The following is a 20,039-nucleotide window of genomic DNA, read 5'->3' as shown; positions in this document are numbered from 1 at the left end:
TTATCCCTACTCTCTGTAAACGTTATAGAGTTTCCAAGAACCTGTCGGATCGAGCTTCAACCCTTTGACGCTCTTATCGGTTGCGGATGTATTCACACCGTGGTTCATGACGACGATCGGGGCATCTTTCACGATCAGCTTGTTGGCTTCATCAAGCTTCTTCGCACGGACGTCTTCATCGATATTCTCACGTGATTCATCTACAAGCTTGTCGAAGTCCGGGTTGTTATACTGAACGCGGTTGGATGATCCAATATTGTCTGAGTGGAAGTTCGGGTAAAGAAGTTCACTTCCATCAGAGGTCGAGTTCGCCCATCCGAGGAATGTGATATCGTACTTGCCATCGCGTACCGTATCGAGGAATGTACCCCATTCCATGGATTCGATCTTCACGTTGAAACCTGCATCCTGAAGCTGTGACTGGGCGATTTCAGCCATGAGCATATAGTTATCACGATTCGGTGTCAGGATGGTGAGTGCTTTGCTTCCAAAGTCATTTTTCTTCACCATTTCTTTTGCCTTCTCAGGATCATAGGCATATCCTGCATCATCTGCAGAGGCGTCGTATCCAAATACTTTCGGACCGATTAGGCTGTTGCCTTCGACACCAAGGCCGTTCATTTTCTTCACGTATGATGCACGGTCAAGGGCATACGCCACTGCCTGACGGAATTCAGGGTTATTCATCGGCTCTTTGCTCATATTGAAACCAAGATATGAAACCGGAGTCCCTTCTTCCTTGGAAACATTGACGTTCTTCAGCGCTTCGATCCGTTTGACCTGTTCAGTGGGAAGGGCATCAAGGAATTGAACCTTTCCTGTTTGAAGCATGGAGATCGCCGTGGATACTTCCGGAACGACTTTGTATGTCACCTTATCGAGTTTCGCTGGATCTCTCCAGTAGTCTTTGTTCTTCTCAAGGACGATTTGATCGCCAGGCGTCCAGCTTACGAATTTGAATGGACCGGTTCCGACAGGCTCTTTCATGAGATCCTGGGATTGATCCGCTTCAGGGCTGACAATCGCAGCGTTCGAGTGGCTCAACGCGGCAAGAAGGGGTCCATACGGATATTTGGTCTTGATCTCCACAGTGTAGTCATCGACCACAGTCACAGACTCGATCGGTTCGAGTAGTGAAGCCCTCGGTGCCGCTGTCTTTGGATCTCTGAATTTATCAAACGTATATTTGACGGCTTCAGCATTGAAGTCCGTTCCGTCCTGGAACTTGATGTCTTTCTTCAATTTGATGACCCAGGTCTGGTCATCAGGCGTTTCATATGATTCTGCAAGGAGCGGTTCAATTTCATTGGTCTTGATGTTCCGTTCGAACAATGTCTCATACACTTGATCGATGACATTCGCCGAAACGGAATCATTCGTCATGATCGGGGAGAGTCCCACGGCATCGGATGTTGTTGCATAGGTCAACTCCTGGGCTGCGCTTCCCCCGCTCTTCTTCTGTCCGCCCCCGCTACAGGCAGCGGTTACCATCATTACGATTGCGACTACTAGTACCAACCATTTCTTCATCTCTTCATTCCTCCTCTTATTATTGGTTCAAGTTCATATTTGGATCGAGGGCATCCCGAAGGCCGTCCCCGACAACATTGAAAGCAAATACGATCAGCATGATGGCGATACCTGGCACGATGGTCATATGAGGTGATGTCCACATGAAGTCCTGCCCTTGTGAGATCATTGCTCCCCACTCCGGTGTCGGAGGCTGAGCCCCGAGGCCGAGATAGCTGAGGGAAGCAGTAGACAGGATGGCCGTCGCCATCCTCATCGTGGCAAATACGATGATCGGTGCCGAACAATTCGGCAGGATGTGCTTTACGAGGATACGGAAATCACTCGCACCGAGAGATTTCATGGCTTGCACGTACTCCTGCTTTTTCACGGATAGGACCGATCCCCTGACGATCCGTGCACAGGTCGGAATCGACCAGATCGAAATGGCGATGGCCACATTCACAAGGCTTGTGCCAAGAACGGCGATGATCAGCATGGCCAGCAGGATTCCCGGGAAGGCAAATAGAAGGTCGACGATCCGCATGATGATTCCGTCAAGTCTCCTATAGTAACCGGCGATTAACCCGAGGGTCACGCCACCTGCCAATCCGAGTCCGACCGCCGTAATCCCTACCAGCAAGGAAATCCTTGCCCCGTACACGATCCTGCTCCACAGGTCGCGTCCGAAGTTATCGGTTCCGAGGAAATGGCCTTCCGAGAAGAGGGGCAGCTCGCTTTGTGCCAGATTCTGCTTGAATGGACTATGTATCGTGATGACCGGTGCGGCAATGGCCATGACCACCTGAAGCAGGATGATGATGAGGCCGAAGATGGCCAGCTTATTCTTCAGCAATCGTTTCATGGTGGTGACAAACGTACGGTCTTTTTTCTTTTTCGTCTGGACGGCTGTTGTAGCAGCCACAGCTTCTGCACTCAATTGCTTCTCCCCCTCTATTAGTCGTAACTGATCCTAGGATCAACGAAGACGTAGATGATATCGACGATCAGATTAACGAGAACAAACAGCGTTGCGACCAGGAGTACCGACCCCTGTACCATCGGGAAATCCCTCGCGGCGATGGCATCGATCATCAAACGACCGACGCCGTTGATGGCGAATACCTGCTCCGTGATGATGGTTCCGCCAAGAAGGAAACCGAAGTTCAATCCGATAACCGTGATGACCGGGATCATGGAGTTTTTCAATGCATGGATCCAGACGATCGTCTTTTCTTTCATCCCCTTCGCCCTAGCCGTCCTGATGTAGTCCGCCCGGATGACCTCAAGCATGGAAGATCGGCTCATTCGGGCAATCATGGCGGCCGATCCTGTCCCTAGCGTAATGGCCGGGAGGATCAACTGTTTAAACCCTTCGGCCGTCCAGAACGAGGCGTCCAGTCCTCCCACCGGCAGGATCTGCAGGTTCACCCCGAAGATGAGAATGAGGAGTGCACCGAGCCAGAAGTTCGGGATCGAGATCCCTGCGAGTGCAACCACTGTACTCGACACATCCAACCAGGAATTTTGCTTCAGCGCCGATATGATTCCCGCACCCAATCCGATGATCACAGCCACGATCATACTCGCCACGGCCAAGTTCAACGTATTGGGGAACCGTACAGCGAGAGCTTCTGAAACAGATTGCTTCGTCTGATAGGAGTACCCGAAGTCCCCTTGAAAAATATTCTTCAGATAGTCCCAATACTGCACCAGGAATGGGTCATTCAATCCCAGGCTATCCCTGATGGCAGCAATATCCGACTTCGTTGCCGTCGGTCCTCCGATGATCGATGCCGGATCACCGGGTGCCAGGTGCATGCTACCAAATACCAAAAATGAAATCCCCACCAGTAACAGCAGGAGTTCTAAAAATCTTCGTCCAATCATTGCAGCCACGTGGACCCTTCCCCCTTTATGAAATAGAGAATAAAAGCATTTCATTTGTTAGGTAAAATAATTATTTAACCTAACAAACGTAACCGTAATTACGATAAATCCGATTATATCGAATGCCGAAAGAAAAATCTATACATTTTTCTAAAAAATAAATTAATTGTGAATATTCACTAATTGTTAGCGTTTTCACTGATATATAAAGAATGTCGAAGTGACGATTTTACAACCTCACCATGACCTTGGTCGCATAAAAATGTTGGGGTTTGCATATTTAGTCGTACATGCAAAAAAAAGAACCCAACCATCGTTGGATTCTTCCTATTCCTTATAGTTTCAAACCGCTGCGGCTTTTAAATCTCCGGAGAAGGATGTGACTTTCCACCCGTGTGATGCCCTCCAATGAATACAGTTCATTGTTGATGAATTGTTCAAGGGCCGCGAAGTCCTCCACCAATACGTGCATGTGCAGGGTACTCGGGCCTGTCATCTGATAGCAGCTCGCCACCGTAGGGTTGTCAGCCAGATTCTGAGCTACTTCCACAAGGAACGCAGGCTCGCAGTCCACCTCGAAGAAGGCCGAAACCCGCTTCCCCACTTTCTCCGAATTGATGACAACGCTGAAGCGCTCGATCACGCCGTTATCCTTCAGTTGATGAACCCTTTCCCTTACCGTCACCCTGGAAAGTCCGAGTGACTTTCCTATATCGGCATAGGACAACCTCCCGTCTTCTGTCAGGAGCTGCAGTATTTTTCGATCTGTCTCATCTATTTTCATTCCAACACCTCTCAGTTTCTGACCCTCAATCGTATCCCTATTATATCGATAAACTAATCTTGTGCAAGCATTTTATCAGAATCTTCCAATAAAACACCGTGAAAAAGAGGTTGAGACAAATCAAAAAAGGGATCATGTAATGACGACCATTATCAGTATAGGTTCTTACTACCGCTCATGATTTCCGTGCAAGACTACGCTTTCCGCGGGTAGCCCGTGAGCCTCCTCGGCAAGCCTGCGGGGTCTCACATCAGCTACTCTTCCCGCAGGAGTCTTCGTCTTGCACTCCAATCAACCGCTGGCAATAATGACATCAAAATGCTCATAAATGAAAAACCCAAACTACCTTGCCTGATCGTAGGCAAATGAATTCGGGTTTTCCCTTGATTAAAACACACTTTTCCCTGCCGTGCTCCACTACCAGTCCAACTTCAGTAAAAAGTCCTTCACATCTTCACAAACTTGCTGTCGCTCTTGATCCAGGGTAATGATATGACCCGATTCCCCGTACCATTTCAATTCCTTCTCTTCACTGAGGATCTCATCATGGATCCTGATGGCACTTTCTTTATAGAGTGCAGCATCCTTGGCTCCCTGCAAGATGAGGGCCGGATCCTTGATGGCGTGGAGGCGGTCGCCCGTATCATCAATGAAGGATTGAAGCTCATCGAGAAAGCTCATGTCCCTTTGTGCCAGTTCATCCATCTCTTTCTTACGCAGTTCCTCCTCTTTCCCTTCAAATGTTTTGAACCGCTCCGCGTAATCAATGACCCTGTCGGCAAGATCGGTACGACTCTTCCCCCTGGTCGGTGCGCACATGGAAACCAGCCCGGCTACAGGGTGCATCATGGCAAGTCGCAGGGCGAATGTACCTCCTAAGGACACGCCGGCAACAGCTATTTTCATGTATCCAAGCTCCCGGAGATAACGATATCCCTCTTGGGCACTCCTCCACCATTCGTCCGGTGTTGTTTGGATCAAGACTTCTGCTTCCCCGCCGTGGCCCGTATAAAGCGGTGCGTGACACGTAAATCCAGCTTGCCGGAGCACCCTGCCAAGACCCTTTACATCGATCGTCGACCCTGTGAATCCATGAAGGAGAAGGACGGCCCGATCCCCTTCTTCATATGTGAACGGTTTTGGAGCCACCACTTTCATTTCGCCATTCCCCGCCTTCTCTTTTTGATGATTTCATTATAGGCGAAGAACAGCCGGCTGAATAATGCCTGGCAGACATCGATTTGATGCATAACAACCATTAGAAGTCATTGCCAATCAGGTGTATGATGGAATTAAAAACATTTTATTAAAGAGAGGTCTCGGCGTGGATTGGCATCAGATCAATTATTTTAGAACGGTTGCAACTATACAGCACATCACAAAAGCCGCCAAGGAGCTCGCCATTTCACAACCTGCCCTTAGCCGCTCGATCGCGAAACTCGAAGACGAACTGGGCGTCCCCTTGTTCGACCGTAAAGGCCGGCGGATTTATCTGAACCGATACGGGAAGATGTTCTTAAGGCGCGTGGAAGAATCCATCATGCAGATTGAAGAAGGGAAGAGGGAAATATGGCGGGAAACCCATCCAGATCACGGGACGATTTCCCTTTCATTCCTGCCTTCTCTAGGAGCAAGCGTGATTCCCGAAATGGTGAGTGCCTATCAGAAAGAACACCCCCATGTGAAATTCCAGCTTGCCCAATCGTCCAATCGGCAGATCATCCATCAGCTAAAGGAGCGTCAGGCAGATCTTGCCCTGATTTCCTATTATCAAGAAGATGAAGAGATCCTTTGCTTCCCTCTCGTCACCGAAGAACTTTTTCTCGTCGTAGCCAATGATCATCCTCTCGCCTCCTTGGAAAAGGTGGAGTTGGACATGGTCAAAGATGAGCCTTTCATCTCATTCAAAGAAGCCAATGAGCTCGGCACCATCATCCATGAGCTTTGCGTATCCGCCGGATTCACCCCGAATGTTGTTTTCGAAGGGGAAGATATCGGGACGGTGGCTGGCCTCGCCGGTGCACGTCTGGGCGTTTCCCTCGTTCCCGATCTGAAGCTTCTGGACCGGGAAAAAGTCACATTGGTGCCAGTCTCTTCTCCGGTATGTGCACGGGAACTTGGACTTGCCAGTTTAAAAAATACCTATCAATCCCCGGTTGTGAGGGAATTCGTCACGTTCGTCCAAACCTTCATAACTGAAAAACAGAATCAAAAGGAATGACAGCCATGAGCTATTTACAACGGAATACCCCGGCTTTCAAGCGGGCCAATCTCGCCCTCTTCGCCGGAGGCTTCAGTACGTTCGCCATCCTGTGGGGAACCCAGCCTCTCCTGCCTGAGATCGCTGATGAATTTCACGTCTCACCGGCCATGGCGAGCCTGACCCAATCGTCTGCAACCATCGCCCTGGCAGTGGGGCTCCTGATTGCAGGATCACTTTCTGAAGTATTCGGCCGCAAATCGATCATGGCCTTTTCTCTCTTCATCTCCTCTGTCATCGCCCTCTTCACGGGACTTTCATCAAGCTTTGAACTGCTGGTCCTGTCAAGGGCTTTTCAAGGGCTGACACTTGCGGGGCTACCCGCTGTCGCCATGGCCTATCTCGGGGAGGAGATCGAGTTCAAGAGCCTCGGGATGGCCATGGGGCTCTACATCAGCGGGAACTCCATCGGCGGGATGACGGGAAGGATCCTCAGCGGGATCTTGACGGACTACTTCAGCTGGCATGTCGCTTTGGCAGGTGTCGGTGCCCTGAGCCTCCTGGCGAGTTTCGCCTTTCTCTTCCTTTTACCGCCTTCCAGGCATTTTGAAGCGAAATCATTCAGTCTGCTTCCCCTTATCCGCTCCATGGGAAGTCATCTGAAGGTAAGGGGGCTTGTGTATCTATTCCTGATCGGATTTCTGCTCATGAGCGGGTTTGTGTCCCTTTATAACTATATCGGGTTTGAATTGATCGCCCCTCCGTACTCCCTTAGCCAGACGCTAGTGGGCTTCATCTTCATCGTCTATATCGTCGGTACATTCAGCTCCACCTGGATGGGGATGCTTGCAGACCAGGTAGGGAAAAAGAAGATCCTGCTTCTCTGTTTGTTCATTTTTCTCGCCGGTACGGTTTGCACCCTCCATCCTGCCCTCTGGATTAAGATCATCGGGATTGCCATTTTCACATTCGGCTTCTTTGCCGCCCACTCCATTGCAAGCAGCTGGGTGGGACTCCTCGCCACACACGATAAAGCTCAGGCGTCCTCTTTGTATCTGTTCGGGTATTATGCAGGATCGAGCATCGGAGGCACCATCAGTGGTTCCTTCTACCACGATTCCGGTTGGGAAGGGATCGTGGGGATGATCGTAATCCTCGGAGCCATTTCGGTCGTACTTGCCCTATCCCTGAACGAACGAGGAAATCTACAGGAAACAAACTAAAAAAACATCCCGCGGGAACCCCCGCGGGATGTTTTTTGTTCTGCAATCAGTGCATGCTGACCATGACCCAGATCGTTCCAAGAACGATGATGAGTACGATCACCGTGGCGGAAATCATCTTTCCGACCTGCCATTTACCTTCGCCTTCGGTCACGTGCATGAACATGAACAGCTGGATCGCTGCTTGAATGAATGCAAGGACGAATACGAGTGGTACCATGACATTGTATGCAAGACCTGCATATAAACCGAACCAGATGGCTAAAAAGGTCAACGCGATCGATAGGATGAACCCTACCACCTGCGTCCAAGGAAATTTACTGTGATTCGCTGTGTTATGTTCCATTTATCCCACCATCCCTAACAGGTACACACTTGTGAATACGAAGATCCAGACGAAGTCAAGGAAATGCCAATATAGACTTGAGATAAAGATCTTTTTGGCATTGTCCGGGTTCAATCCGTTCTTCATCACTTGGATAACCACAAGTATGATCCATAGAATACCTAAAGATACATGGAGACCATGCGTTCCGGTCAACAAGTAGAAGGAAGACCAGTATGCGTTCGTACCGAGTGCCGCACCTTCATGAACAAGGTGGATGAACTCAGTGATCTCCATATAAAGGAAACCAAGACCGAATAGCAATGTGACGGCGATCCAGAAGATCATGGCCTTCACGTTTCTTCTTCTAAGCTCATTGATGGATAAACCGGATGTAAAACTACTGAAAAGTAGCAGTAAAGTCATAATGAGTGTGTTTTTCAGTTCGAATAAATCACTTGGGAGTGGTCCTCCCGCCATGACGCCGTGATCCTTAAGGGCAAAGAATGTGGCGAAGATCGTTGCGAACAACGCCATCTCCGCACCAAGGAAAACCCAGAATCCGAAGATATTCAGTTTACCTGTTTCGGATTGATATTCTAACGGCGTGTTTGGATCTACATTTGTATTATGTGCCATACATCACGCCTCCCTATTCGTCGGATTTTCAAGTTCTTTGATTTCTTCCACCGTTACATAGTAACCTTCATCCTGCTTGCTTGAAGTCATTGAACGGTATGCCATGCATCCAACGGTACCGATACCGCCGAGGATGGCCATCCACCAGATTTCAAAGACGAGACCAAATCCTGCGATGAAGAAGAAGATGCTCATGATGAAAGGTGTACCCGAGTTGCTAGGCATGTGGATCGGCTTGTATTCCACTTCAGGCTTCTCATCGATCTTGAGTGCATGACCGTCTTGTTTAGAGTACCAGAACGTATCAACACCAGTGACTTCAGGAAGTTTAGAGAAGTTGTAGTGAGGTGGTACTGCTGTTGTTGTAGCCCACTCAAGTGTACGGCCACCCCAAGCATCACCAGTAGTCTCACGTTTTTCAAAGCGATAGCTGTAGTATACGTTGTATACGAAGATCAAGAATGCTACACCCATTGCGAATCCACCGATTGTGGATACAACGTTCAGTGCTGTCCAACCGTCTTCTGCTCCGTATGTGTACACACGACGTGGCATACCGGCAAATCCAAGGATGAATTGCGGTAGGAAACATACGTTGAATCCGATTGTGAAGAACCAGAACGCCCAGCGACCGATGCGCTCATTCATCTTAAGACCAAACATTTTCGGATACCAGTAGATGAGACCCGCGAAGCAGGCGAATACAACACCGGCAATCAATGTGTAGTGGAAGTGAGCCACTAGGAAATAGTTATTGTGATATTGGAAATCAGCTGCGGCCATACCGAGCATGACCCCTGTAACCCCACCGATCAGGAATGTCGGAATGAACGCGAGAGACCAGAGCATCGGGGTTGTAACCTCGATCCGTCCCTTATAGAGCGTACCGAGCCAGTTGAAGATCTTGATTCCCGTCGGGATCGCGATGGCCATTGTCGTGATGGAGAAGACGCTGTTTACTGCGGCTGTTCCACCCATTGTGAAGAAGTGATGGACCCAAACGACGAATGACAAACCTGAGATTGCCACAAGGGACAAGATCATGGATTTGTAACCGAATAGCGTTTTTCTTGAGAATGTTGCAATGATTTCCGAAAAGATACCGAACGCCGGCAAGACGACGATGTATACTTCCGGATGTCCCCATAGCCAGAACAAGTTGGCCCAAAGCATGGAGTTCCCTCCAGCTGCCAAGGTGAAGAAATGGGAACCGAATAGACGGTCAAATGTCATAAGGGCAAGCGTCACAGTCAAGATCGGGAATGCAAATACGATGATGAAAGCTGTGATCAGTGTTGTCCAAGTGAACATCGGCATGCGTAGAAGCGTCATGCCCGGTGCACGCATCTTGATGATGGTCACAACGAAGTTGATCCCCGTCAAGAGCGTACCGATACCTGATATCTGAAGTCCCATCAGGTAGTAGTTGATTCCTGGCCCGGAGCTACCTTCGACGGCCAGTGGTGCATAGTTCGTCCAACCTGCATCCGGTGAACCACCGAACACGAAGGAGATATTGAAGATCATGGCACCAATCATGAATGCCCAGAAACTCAAGTTGTTCAAGTAAGGGAATGCAACGTCACGCGCCCCGATTTGAAGCGGTACGGCAACGTTCATCAAACCAATCAAGAACGGCATCGCCATGAAGAGGATCATGATCGTACCGTGCGTGGTGAAGATTTCATTGTAATGCTGAGAGGATAGGAAGTCGTTGTCTGGGACTGTCAATTGAGCCCTCATCAACAGCGCGTCGACTCCTCCACGGAATAACATTAGAAGTGCTGCGATAATATACATGATACCGATTTTCTTATGGTCGACACTTGTGATCCATTCGGTCCAAAGCCATTTCCATTTTTTGAAATAGGTAAGGATGGCTACAACGGCGACGACTGTGAATGCTATGGATACGTTCGCCCCCAGGATGAGGGGATCGTTTAAAATCAAATTATCCTTAATAAAGTCAAACACCTAGATTCCTCCCTTCTTAATGTGCATGCTCGTGAGAGTCGGAGCTGTCCATGTCCATGTCGCTGTGATCCATATCACCATGGTCCATGTCGTGATCCATTTCTTCGTCGGATTCACCATGTTTGCTCGGTTCTTTCACACCATACTTTTCTCGTACTTCCATGGCATAGTTCGCACTACCCATTTTTCCGTGATCTACGTACTCAAGGTGAGTAGAAGAGAACGTCATTTTATCTGATGAACCTGGAAGAAGGAGTTTATCGTACGTTTCTTTCGTCAACTTCGGTTCATTTTCTTGCGAGTCTTTGACCCATTCTTTATACTCATCTTCACTCATGGCCACGAAGTCGAACTTCTGCTGTGCCATTCCTTTACCTGTGAAGTTGGAGTTACGTCCGGCGTAAACACCGTCGTGGTCAGCCTGGAGATACATTTCATTCATCATCCCCGGCATACCGTAGATCTGACCGCCAAGTTCAGGAACCCAGAAAGACGCCATTGAGTCAGCAGCACTGATTTTGAAAAGGACCGGATGACCTGTAGGAACGTTGACGTAGTTGACTGTCTCGACGTTTTCTTCAGGATAAGAGAAGACCCATTTCCAATCGACGGCTGTTGCATGAATGACGATAGGTTCTTTATGTGCGGTGGCTTTAGGAGCTTCTTTCAATTCATAAAGCGCCTGTGTATTCGGGATGCTCAATGCGATTACGATAGCAACAGGTATAAGCGTCCAGATGATTTCAAGCTTATTGCTACCGTGCATGTTCGGCTGATAATCACCGTTTTTACCCTTACGATACTTAATGACGATAAAGGTAAAGAAAGATAATACAACAATCATGATTGCAAGCATATAGTAGATTGATAGCATGATTAAATCCTTTTGAATTTCCCCGACAGGTCCCTTAGGATTCAGGATGATCATATCCGTACCGGCCCCTAGGACAACGATGACGAATAGGGAAATCAAACTGATCAATATGATCAGAAAAGGTTTGAATTTATTAAACATGTATAATCACCTTCCTTTATATAAGATTTATATCGACTAGACATATACTATCAAATTCTCGGAAAAACGAAATACGTTAACGATCATTTCATGTCGATTTGAGTAGATTTTCGAAATTTAGACAAATTTTTTTCACATATCAGTAACATTCGTGGAAAAAATTTCTCTAAGCACAAAAATATAGCCCACCATGGATGATCTTCCAAGAAGATAGATAGACTAGCGGTGAGGTCATACCTGTTACATAACCTCAATTCTTTCATTCTAAACTATTCACAAGCCTATTTAAACAAATAAACCTTTCCAAATGCGTACTTGAAATTTTCGGAACATAGTCATTATTCAGTGCTATATGGAAATCCTCCTTGAGCCGCGCTGTTTCAAGCCTTTGTGAATGACGGATTTCATGTATATTTTACTGTGCCTTTGCACATTCTTTTACATAGGGGATCGCCGTACATATTATACCAAAATAACATCCCACCCTTCCGTGAAGGAGACCTGTCATAATGAACAGCACACCGAAAATTGCCTTTTTATCCGTAATCAGTAACTCGTTCGTCGTCATCCTGAAAATCGTGATCGGACTCATTACAGGGTCTGTAGCCGTCCTGTCTGAAGCGATCCACTCGTCACTTGACCTCATGGCTTCCCTGATCGCCTTCATTTCCGTAAGGGTCTCCGGCAAACCTGCAGACCCCGAGCATCCATACGGACACGGGAAAGTGGAGAATATATCAGGGACAATCGAGACCCTGCTCATCTTCGTGGCCGGTTTCTGGATCATCTACGAGTGTATCCACAAGCTGATCCACCCGGAACCGATCAAACTCCCGGTCCTTGGTATCTCCGTCATGATCATTGGTGCAACCATTAACTTCATCGTATCCCGTATCGTCAGCAAAGAAGCCGACCGCGTCCATTCGGTGGCCATGAAATCAAACGCCTTCCATCTCCTGACCGATGTGTACACATCCCTCGGGGTTGCCGGAAGCCTTTTACTCGTCACCCTGACCGGATGGCACTTCCTTGATCCGATCATCGGGATCGCACTGGCCATCTACATCATGATCGAAGCTGTCAAACTCATGAAAGAAGCCTTCCCTCCCCTCATCGATGCCAGCCTTACGAAGGAAGAAGAATCCGAAATCATGTCGATGATCCAAAGCTTCCATGATGAGTACATCGAGGTCCATGACCTGCGCACAAGACGTTCGGGCGCCCATGAGTACATCGACTTCCATCTGGTGGTGGAGTCGACCGACAGCATCGAAAAGACGCATCGACTCTGCGACCGCATGGAGGAGATGATCATGAAGCATTTCCCCCATGCCCACGTCCTGATCCACCCGGAACCGGAGAGCAAGCGGAAATCATGACCAAAGGTTGGGATAAAATGCAAAAGGGATCATTTCGCGACGAATACGATCAGTCTCGTTTCTTTATACCGTTCATGATTTCCGTGCAAGAATTTAGTTTCCTTGGGTAGCCCGTGCTCCTCCTTGGAACGCCTGCGGAGTCTCACATAAGCTACTCTTGCCGAAGGAGTCTTCGTCTTGCAATCCAATCAACCTCTAGAAACGATGTTCATGAAACAAATGAAAAAACCGAATTCTTTGCCTGATCGATGGCAATCGAATTCGGGTTTTCCTATGACTAAAACTTATTTGTCTCAAGCTCTTTCCCTTTAGGACACTTGGTCGGTTTCCCACCGTTCATCCTGATACGTAAATAACAGACCGAGTTCATGATGGTCCCCTTCGTAAAGGGCACCCTGGGTGAAACGATTTTCCGCATTCGTCCCGATGACCTCGAGCTTGCAGTATGCACCGTTCTTCTGTAGCGCTTCATAAAATTCCCTCTCATTGGAAATCTCATTTCCATTTACCTTCAGAATGATTTCCCCTACTCTCAGGGAAAGGGTTTCAGCAGGCGAACCCGGGATGATACCGAGGATCATGAGCCCGGCAGGCTGACGTTTGAAGTAATAAGGTTTTTCTGCTTCTTTTTTCGACGTACTGACCGCCATCCAGATGCGGGCCAGCAACGCCAGAGCACCGGCAGCGATGGACGCCTCTGTCACCCAATAACCCGCGGCCGCTACCGTTGTGATGAAGGCACCGAACCAGAATACATTGGCTCCAACCGGTCTAACGACGATTGCCGGCAGCGCGCTTCGCACGAGTAGGCTGAAACCAAGCAGGAACGGAACGCACACAAGGGCCAGATCCGTGTTCCCGAGTGATACGACCGGCCACCAGTCAAAGATCGGCGGCAGGCTTCCCTCCGGAACGAAAAGGATCATCGGTACCAGCCAGAGCTTCTTGCTCTGAAGAGCGCCAACCTTCATCCCCCGCGGACTTTTAATCCACTTCGGCGAGGTACCCTTCCAGCCCGACAGTCTGATGAGGATCCCCTCGATCATGAGGAGAAGCCCGGCCAGTAAAGGAAGGAACCCTAAAAGATTACCGTTTTCCAGTTCAGGTATGTACGGAATATCCAAGCCGGAAAAGTCCCATGCCCATAGGAGCAGATAGGAAAAACCGACTGTAATGCCTGCTGAGAGCAGTTGAAAACGACCTGTCAGGGCAAACAGGATCGTGACGGCTCCGATGACGACGAGTGAGATGACCGGCACGGTCAATCCGAGGCCCAGGGTCACGATGGAAAAGGCAAGGCCGAGTACGAGTCCATAGGATAGCAGGACCCTCAGATCATTGTAGCCGTCGAGCAGCCTTGTATGGAAATCGCTTCTTTCACGCTTCACCCGGAAGTATCCGACCAGGATGGCGAATAGGAGCGAGAGGGGAAATAATGGGTTCAAGACGAATTTCCCGAGGCTTTTTGCGATTTCTAGTAACCAGGTTTCCAGCAACGAAACGTCACCACCTTTCATGTGTGTATCTATGTTTCATTCTATCAAATTCCCATAGTAAAGCCTATTGCAACTTTGTGGGATTGTGCCTTTGTTTTCGACACCATTCCCCGGGAAATGATGGGGAGGTATGTAGAATGCCGTTCTTTTGGAGGTGGTTCCATATCTCATTTGTGACTGGTGATGAGTGCTTCATTAATTATTATTTTCTATGTAGAGCGCTCCGTTTCGCTGCGGATTCCCGCTTTCCACGGGGCTCGCGGTGAGCCTCCTCATTCTTGCGGGGTCTCACCCTGCTCGCTGTTCCCGTTGGAGTCGGGCACCCTTCGCTGCACTTCACTCTTTGATATTGGAATGGCTAGAAAATGTCTGTAGCACTGGTTGTTTGATTCACATCATCCTGTCCGATGGGAATGTTGAGTTTTAATGTCTTGCCGGGCAATAGCGAGTTTAATTCTGTTTTGAGAAATCAACACTCTTGGAGGTGATTCTACATCCCGTTTATGACTGTTGGTGAGTCCTTCATTAATCATTTTTCCCTATATAGAGCGTTCCGTTTCGCTGCGGGTGCCCGCTTTCCACGGGGCTCCCGGTGAGCCTCCTCATTCTTGCGGGGTCTCACCCTGCTCGCTGTTCCCGTTGGAGTCGGGCACCCTTCGCTTCACTTCACTCTGTGATATTGGAAGGGGCTAGGAAATGTATGTGGCACTGGTTGTTTGATTCACATCATCCTGTCCTATGGAAATGTTGAGGTGAATGGCTTCCTGGTTCATAGCAAGTTTAATTCTGTTTTGAGAAATCAACACTCTTGGAGGTAATTCTACATCCCGTTTTTGAGTGGTGGGGAGTCCTTCATTAATTATTATTCCCTATGCAGAACGCTCCGTTTCGCTGCGGGTGCCCGCTTTCCACGGGGCTCCCGGTGAGCCTCCTCATTCTTGCGGGGTCTCACCCAGCTCGCTATTCCCGTTGGAGTCGGGCACCCTTCGCTTCACTTCACTGTGTGATATGGGAGGGGGCTATGGGAATGGATGTGACAGTGGGTGGTTGATTCATGGTAATGTCACTTTTCATTTGTTCTAGAAGCCATCTAATTTAGTCCGATAATGGTAGGGTGGTTCATTTAATGATGCCCCCACTTACTAGTATATGAACCATCACTCCCCTATTTATAAACCACAGAGTGGATTGAAGCGGAAGGCACTTGACTCCTGTGGAAAAGGAGGGGGGTGAGACCCCGCAGGCACGAGGAGGCTCAACCCCCTCCCCACTGGAAAGCAAGCGCCTGAAGCGGAAAGGAACGGTCCCCTTTCCATCACTCACTAATATAAATCGGGATCCACCACCACGCTTATTGAAGAATAAAAACCTATTTTACCCCTATTAAAAACCACAGAGTGCATTGAAGCGGAAGGCACTTGACTCCTCTGGAATAGGAGGGAGGCGAGACCCCGCAGGCACGAGGAGGCTCAACTCCCTCCCCACTGGAAAGCATGCGCCTGAAGCGAAAAGGAACGGTCTCTTTTCCTATTCTCACTACTATCCACAGGGATCCATCACTCATACTGGGGAATATACCGTCGCTTCCCCATTCAAAACCATAGAGTGCATTGAAGCGGAAGGCGCTTGACTCCTGTGGAATAGGAGGAGTGACGAGACCCCGCAGGCACGAGGAGGCTCGGCACCCTCCCCACTGGAAAGCAAGCGCCTGAAGCGAAAAGGAACGGTCTCTTTTCCATCTCTCCACTATAATGAGGAATCCCTCACCACAGAGTACATAAGCGAAAAAGAGCTTGCCTCCCCCTAGCGGAAAGCAAGCTCCTACATTGGAAAGGTAGGATACCATTCCAATCATTCACCATCACCATCAATACCAAATACTCTTCACAGTCTCCCTGAACACAAAATAACCAAACCCTAAATACTCATACGGATACATACTGCACCTCCTTTCTACGAATGCTCTCTCAACCAGCCCATCAGCCGTGAAGACACGCCATCTTTGATCAGGCTCGCGTGCCCTCCTGGAACCTCGATGAACTGTTTCTCCTCACTTGAAACAAGCTCCATCAGCGGATAACTGATCGCAGCCGGTACCATCTGATCAAACGTTGAACAAACCATGTAGAGATTCGATTGAATTCTTGCGGGATTGATTTCCCTTCCCCTGAGGGTCATGCCCCCGTTCATCAACGCATTTTCCTTAATGAAGTAATGAAGCAGATCCCGGAGGAACGCCCCTGTCATCGGGATGTGGTCATTGGTCCACTGATTGAATCGGTACCAGTGCTCCGTGTAGGCAGGGTCGTATGCGCGGTTGAGGAGGGACAGATACGGGGAATAGTAGACGGGTGCCGTGATGAGGCGCATTCCGTAGCGGATCTGTTCGGCAGGGATGATGCCTGTGACCGGTGCAAGGACAGCCGGATCGATGTCCCCAGATTGGATGGCTTTGATCCACTCCCGGAAGTCCGGCAGCTGGTTGAAGTCGATGGGGGTCACAAATAAGAGAAGGTTATGGATGCGGTCCGGGTAGAGGGCTGCATAAAGAGCTGCAAGGGTTCCGCCGAGGCAGAAGCCCGCAAGCGTCAGCCGGCCGGTTTGTTGATGCTGCAATACCGTCTTCACGGCTCCATCGATATAATCGAAGAGATACGATTCAAGACCTGTATCCTTGTCCCGCTCATCCGGTATCCCGAAGTCGAGGAGGAATACGTCATAGCCATTTCCCAGGAACTCTCCGATCATGCTGTGCTGTTCTGTAAGATCCAATATGCTTGGCTTATTGATATGGGAGTAGACCATCAGGATCGGGAGTGCCCCGTTCCTTTCTACTGCAGGATAATGCCACAGGGTGGCCCTGCCGATTTCCTGTATGGCATTCCGCGGGTGGTGCGGTTTCCATTCTTCTTTTCTTGTCAGGGTTTCGAAAAAACCCCTCCATCTGTCTTTCTCGGTTTTCCTTTCCATTACAGTTCCCCCTCTGATCGGACGAACTGCGGGAAGAGCCAGTCGATAATCTTGCGGATGAAGGTGATGATCAAGTCGGCCAGGACCATCCAGTTTTTCGCCATTTCCACTACGGCAGGCTGGTCGAGTTCTGATTTGATCAGCTGATTCGCGGCATATTCCCACTCCCTTCCCGTCAGCTTCAGTTGCTCATAGAGTGCTTCCATTTTCCTTTCCTCCTTATGCCATCGCCTGTATGCCGCCGTCGACGACGAGGATATGGCCGTTCATATAGTTTGACGCTCTTGACGAAAGAAACACGGCTGCACCTCTCAAGTCATCACCTTCGCCGAATCGTCTTGCCGGGATGAATTTCCGGATCTGATCGCCTTGCTTGGCGAAGAGCTCTTTCGTGATCTTTGTAGGGAAGAATCCCGGTGCGATGGCGTTCACTTGGATATTGTGATACGCAAGCTTCACGGCGAGATCTTTTGTGAGGGTCATGACGGCGCCTTTGCTCGTATTGTAGGGAAGGGTGTCCATCACAAGGGGGCTCGTCCCCCCGAATCCCGAGACGGAAGCGATATTGATGATTTTCCCTGCCTTACGGGCCATCATGGATGGTGCCACTGCCTGTGAAAATAAAAAAGCCCCTTTCACATTCACTTCCATTACCTTGTCCCACTTATCCTCCGGAATATCCACCATCGGTCCGGCCCAGGATGTGCCGCTGTTGTTGATGAGAATATCGATTTTCCCGAAGACGTCCAAGGTCTTTTCCACCACGGCGGTGACCGACGCTTTATCGGTGACATCGCATGCCACGGCGATTGATCGTACCCCCAGGGCTTCAATTTCCTTCGCTGTGGCCTCGCAGGCCGGCAGATTCCTCGAGCATACCACTACATGGGCGCCTGCTTCTGCTAGAGCGAGAGCCATCTCGCGGCCGAGACCCCTGCCGCCTCCAGTGACAATCGCCACTTGATCTGTCAATGTAAACATCATTCTTCTCCTTTCTAGTATCCATGGCTGCGCGTATTGAGACCATGAATCTATCTAGTAAACTAGTTCTCTTTCTATAATAGTGAGGATCGATAGAATCGGTTCCTCATTTGTGAAAGAAAAGGCGCTCAACACCAAAAAAGGACTGCAGGCCATGGCCCACAGTCCTTCCTCCCTATCGATTTGAACGCTGGATATATTCAAGTGCCGCTTGCAGCTGGGTATCATTTTCTTCATCCTTAACAGCTTCATAGATATCCGCCTGCAGTTTTTCAGCCGTATCAGGCGTGATGGTCCCGGTTGCTTTCATCTCGTTTTTCTTCTGGAACTGCTTTACGGCCGCTTCTGTCTTCTTGCTGTAGTACCCGTCGGTCCGGTCGATCTCATATCCGAGGCCCTGGAGCATTTCCTGGGCGTTCTTCACCTGTTCATTATTCATCTCGGCCTTCAATGGCTCTTCCACTTGAAGGGGATGGGCGTAAAAATATGCAGGCTGCCTCACCGGGATATCCGGTTTTATCCCTTTCTTATGGATCCAGTTGCCATCCGGCGTCAGCCACTTGAACATGGTCAGCTTGATGTTGCTTCCATCCCCCATCGGCACGGCCTGCTGGACGGTTCCCTTCCCGAAGCTCTTCGTGCCGATCAGTGGGTAGCCTTCCGTTTCCTTCAGGGCACCCGCAAGGATTTCGGAAGCGGACGCACTTCCTTCATCGATGAGGACCACCACCGGGTAGGCTTTTTTCTTTTCTTTGTCGGAGAAGCTCTTCATCACTTCACCGCTCCGCTCCTGGATCTGGACGAACGGCTTATCCTTCGTCACGAACTCCTTGAGGATTTCATTGACGGATGACAACAGGCCTCCCGGATTCCCACGGACGTCGATGACGAGACCTCCAAGATCCTTCCCTTCAAGTTCCTTGAGCTGCTTCTTGAAATCATTCGCCGTATTTTCGGAGAATGTGGTGATCTGGATGTAGCCCATCTCTTTGCCGTCCACTTTCTTTATGTCCGAATGAACGGTTTCAACGGGGATGTCGTCCCGTTTGACCCCGATGGTGAGAGGCTCAGACAAGCCTTCCCTCTTGATGCCGAGCTTGACTTCGGTCCCTTTTTTGCCGCGGATCTTCAAGGTGGACTCAAACAGATTGAGTCCCTTGATGCTCTCTCCGTTCACGGAGATGATTTCATCATTCGGCTTGAGACCCGCTTTTTCTGCCGGTGAATTTTTAAATGGTGCGACGATCACGAGCTTTCCGTCGAGGATCGTGATTTCGGCTCCGATCCCTTCGAAGGAAGAATCCAATGCGTCGTTGAACTGCGCTGCCGTTGCCGCATTCATATAGACCGAATACGGATCATCGAGCGTTTCGAGCATCCCCTGGATGGCTCCTTCCACCAGCTCCGATTTGTCGACGTCCTGGAAGAATTTATCGCTGATGAGGTCATAAGCGACCTCCACCTTATGGAGCTTATCATTCGCGCTCTGATCCAGTTCCGCAGTTTCATCGGGACTGCCCGTCCATTCCAGTCCCCCGTACATGGCTCCCGCCCCCACAAGCATGCTGAGTGTGATGGTCATGAGCTTCTGGCCCTTCCTGTTCATACGTCTCCCCCCGCCTCTTCATAGAAAAAAGACACCGCACAAGAACGC

17 protein-coding genes are annotated in these 20,039 nt (G+C 49.4%); 3 read left to right on the top strand and 14 right to left on the bottom strand.

The window, feature by feature from the left end; translation table 11 throughout:
- Positions 1 to 6: 6 nt before the first annotated feature.
- The 5 genes from AF331_RS16020 to AF331_RS16000 all read right to left on the bottom strand — a co-directional run bounded on the left by AF331_RS16020 (position 7) and on the right by AF331_RS16000 (position 5,341).
- Positions 7 to 1,530, bottom strand: coding sequence for a glutathione ABC transporter substrate-binding protein (locus AF331_RS16020; protein ID WP_053429101.1), 1,524 nt, complete (start codon positions 1,528 to 1,530; stop codon positions 7 to 9).
- Between the two features lie 19 nt (positions 1,531 to 1,549).
- Positions 1,550 to 2,434 carry an ABC transporter permease gene (locus tag AF331_RS16015; protein ID WP_053429383.1) on the bottom strand — a complete coding sequence of 295 codons (885 nt, stop codon included), beginning with the start codon at positions 2,432 to 2,434 and terminating at the stop codon, positions 1,550 to 1,552.
- 32 nt (positions 2,435 to 2,466) lie between these two features.
- Positions 2,467 to 3,408, bottom strand: a complete 942-nt coding sequence (nikB, locus tag AF331_RS16010; protein ID WP_053429100.1) for a nickel ABC transporter permease — start codon at positions 3,406 to 3,408, stop codon at positions 2,467 to 2,469.
- 325 nt (positions 3,409 to 3,733) lie between these two features.
- Entirely contained in the window at positions 3,734 to 4,183 is a 450-nt protein-coding gene (locus tag AF331_RS16005; RefSeq protein ID WP_048006668.1) for an Lrp/AsnC family transcriptional regulator, read from the bottom strand.
- A 417-nt stretch (positions 4,184 to 4,600) separates the two neighbouring features.
- The gene (locus tag AF331_RS16000; RefSeq protein WP_053429099.1) at positions 4,601 to 5,341 is read right to left on the bottom strand and encodes an alpha/beta hydrolase; all 741 of its coding nucleotides are present in this window, start codon (positions 5,339 to 5,341) and stop codon (positions 4,601 to 4,603) included.
- Positions 5,342 to 5,507: 166 nt separating this feature from the next.
- On the opposite strand from AF331_RS16000, the gene AF331_RS15995 reads away from it, so the two are divergent.
- Entirely contained in the window at positions 5,508 to 6,404 is an 897-nt protein-coding gene (locus AF331_RS15995; RefSeq protein WP_053429098.1) for a LysR family transcriptional regulator, read from the top strand.
- Between the two features lie 5 nt (positions 6,405 to 6,409).
- A complete protein-coding gene (locus AF331_RS15990; RefSeq protein WP_053429097.1) occupies positions 6,410 to 7,606 on the top strand; it encodes an MFS transporter in 1,197 nt (398 codons plus the stop codon).
- 46 nt (positions 7,607 to 7,652) lie between these two features.
- Here the strand turns inward: AF331_RS15990 and qoxD are convergent, their stop codons facing one another.
- Genes qoxD through qoxA form a run of 4 tightly spaced genes read right to left on the bottom strand, consistent with a single transcriptional unit; the run spans position 7,653 to position 11,559 of the window.
- On the bottom strand, positions 7,653 to 7,952 hold the full coding sequence (gene qoxD / locus AF331_RS15985; RefSeq protein ID WP_048006664.1) for a cytochrome aa3 quinol oxidase subunit IV: 300 nt from the start codon (positions 7,950 to 7,952) through the stop codon (positions 7,653 to 7,655).
- Positions 7,953 to 8,570, bottom strand: a complete 618-nt coding sequence (gene qoxC, locus AF331_RS15980) for a cytochrome aa3 quinol oxidase subunit III (RefSeq protein ID WP_048006663.1) — start codon at positions 8,568 to 8,570, stop codon at positions 7,953 to 7,955.
- A 3-nt stretch (positions 8,571 to 8,573) separates the two neighbouring features.
- Positions 8,574 to 10,544: a cytochrome aa3 quinol oxidase subunit I gene (qoxB, locus tag AF331_RS15975; protein WP_152915673.1), complete on the bottom strand. Its 1,971-nt coding sequence runs from the start codon at positions 10,542 to 10,544 to the stop codon at positions 8,574 to 8,576.
- A gap of 16 nt (positions 10,545 to 10,560) precedes the next feature.
- Positions 10,561 to 11,559: a cytochrome aa3 quinol oxidase subunit II gene (gene qoxA, locus AF331_RS15970; RefSeq protein ID WP_082347012.1), complete on the bottom strand. Its 999-nt coding sequence runs from the start codon at positions 11,557 to 11,559 to the stop codon at positions 10,561 to 10,563.
- 509 nt (positions 11,560 to 12,068) lie between these two features.
- On the opposite strand from qoxA, the gene AF331_RS15965 reads away from it, so the two are divergent.
- Positions 12,069 to 12,938: a cation diffusion facilitator family transporter gene (locus tag AF331_RS15965; protein ID WP_053429096.1), complete on the top strand. Its 870-nt coding sequence runs from the start codon at positions 12,069 to 12,071 to the stop codon at positions 12,936 to 12,938.
- A gap of 308 nt (positions 12,939 to 13,246) precedes the next feature.
- Here AF331_RS15965 and AF331_RS15960 read toward each other — a convergent pair whose 3' ends face one another.
- From AF331_RS15960 to AF331_RS15935, 5 genes are all read right to left on the bottom strand, one after another.
- Entirely contained in the window at positions 13,247 to 14,455 is a 1,209-nt protein-coding gene (locus tag AF331_RS15960) for a PDZ domain-containing protein (RefSeq protein WP_235576418.1), read from the bottom strand.
- A 1,932-nt stretch (positions 14,456 to 16,387) separates the two neighbouring features.
- Entirely contained in the window at positions 16,388 to 17,404 is a 1,017-nt protein-coding gene (locus AF331_RS15950; RefSeq protein ID WP_053429093.1) for an alpha/beta fold hydrolase, read from the bottom strand.
- Entirely contained in the window at positions 17,404 to 17,610 is a 207-nt protein-coding gene (locus AF331_RS15945) for a hypothetical protein (protein WP_048006659.1), read from the bottom strand. Before AF331_RS15945 ends, AF331_RS15950 begins: the two co-directional genes overlap by 1 nt.
- A gap of 13 nt (positions 17,611 to 17,623) precedes the next feature.
- Positions 17,624 to 18,385, bottom strand: a complete 762-nt coding sequence (locus AF331_RS15940) for a glucose 1-dehydrogenase (protein ID WP_235576417.1) — start codon at positions 18,383 to 18,385, stop codon at positions 17,624 to 17,626.
- 175 nt (positions 18,386 to 18,560) lie between these two features.
- Positions 18,561 to 19,991 carry a S41 family peptidase gene (locus tag AF331_RS15935; protein WP_053429091.1) on the bottom strand — a complete coding sequence of 477 codons (1,431 nt, stop codon included), beginning with the start codon at positions 19,989 to 19,991 and terminating at the stop codon, positions 18,561 to 18,563.
- Between the last annotated feature and the right edge of the window lie 48 nt (positions 19,992 to 20,039).

Source organism: Rossellomorea marisflavi (assembly GCF_001274775.1).
GTDB classification, from domain to species: domain Bacteria; phylum Bacillota; class Bacilli; order Bacillales; family Bacillaceae_B; genus Rossellomorea; species Rossellomorea marisflavi.
This window is presented reverse-complemented; position numbering and strand designations above follow the sequence as displayed.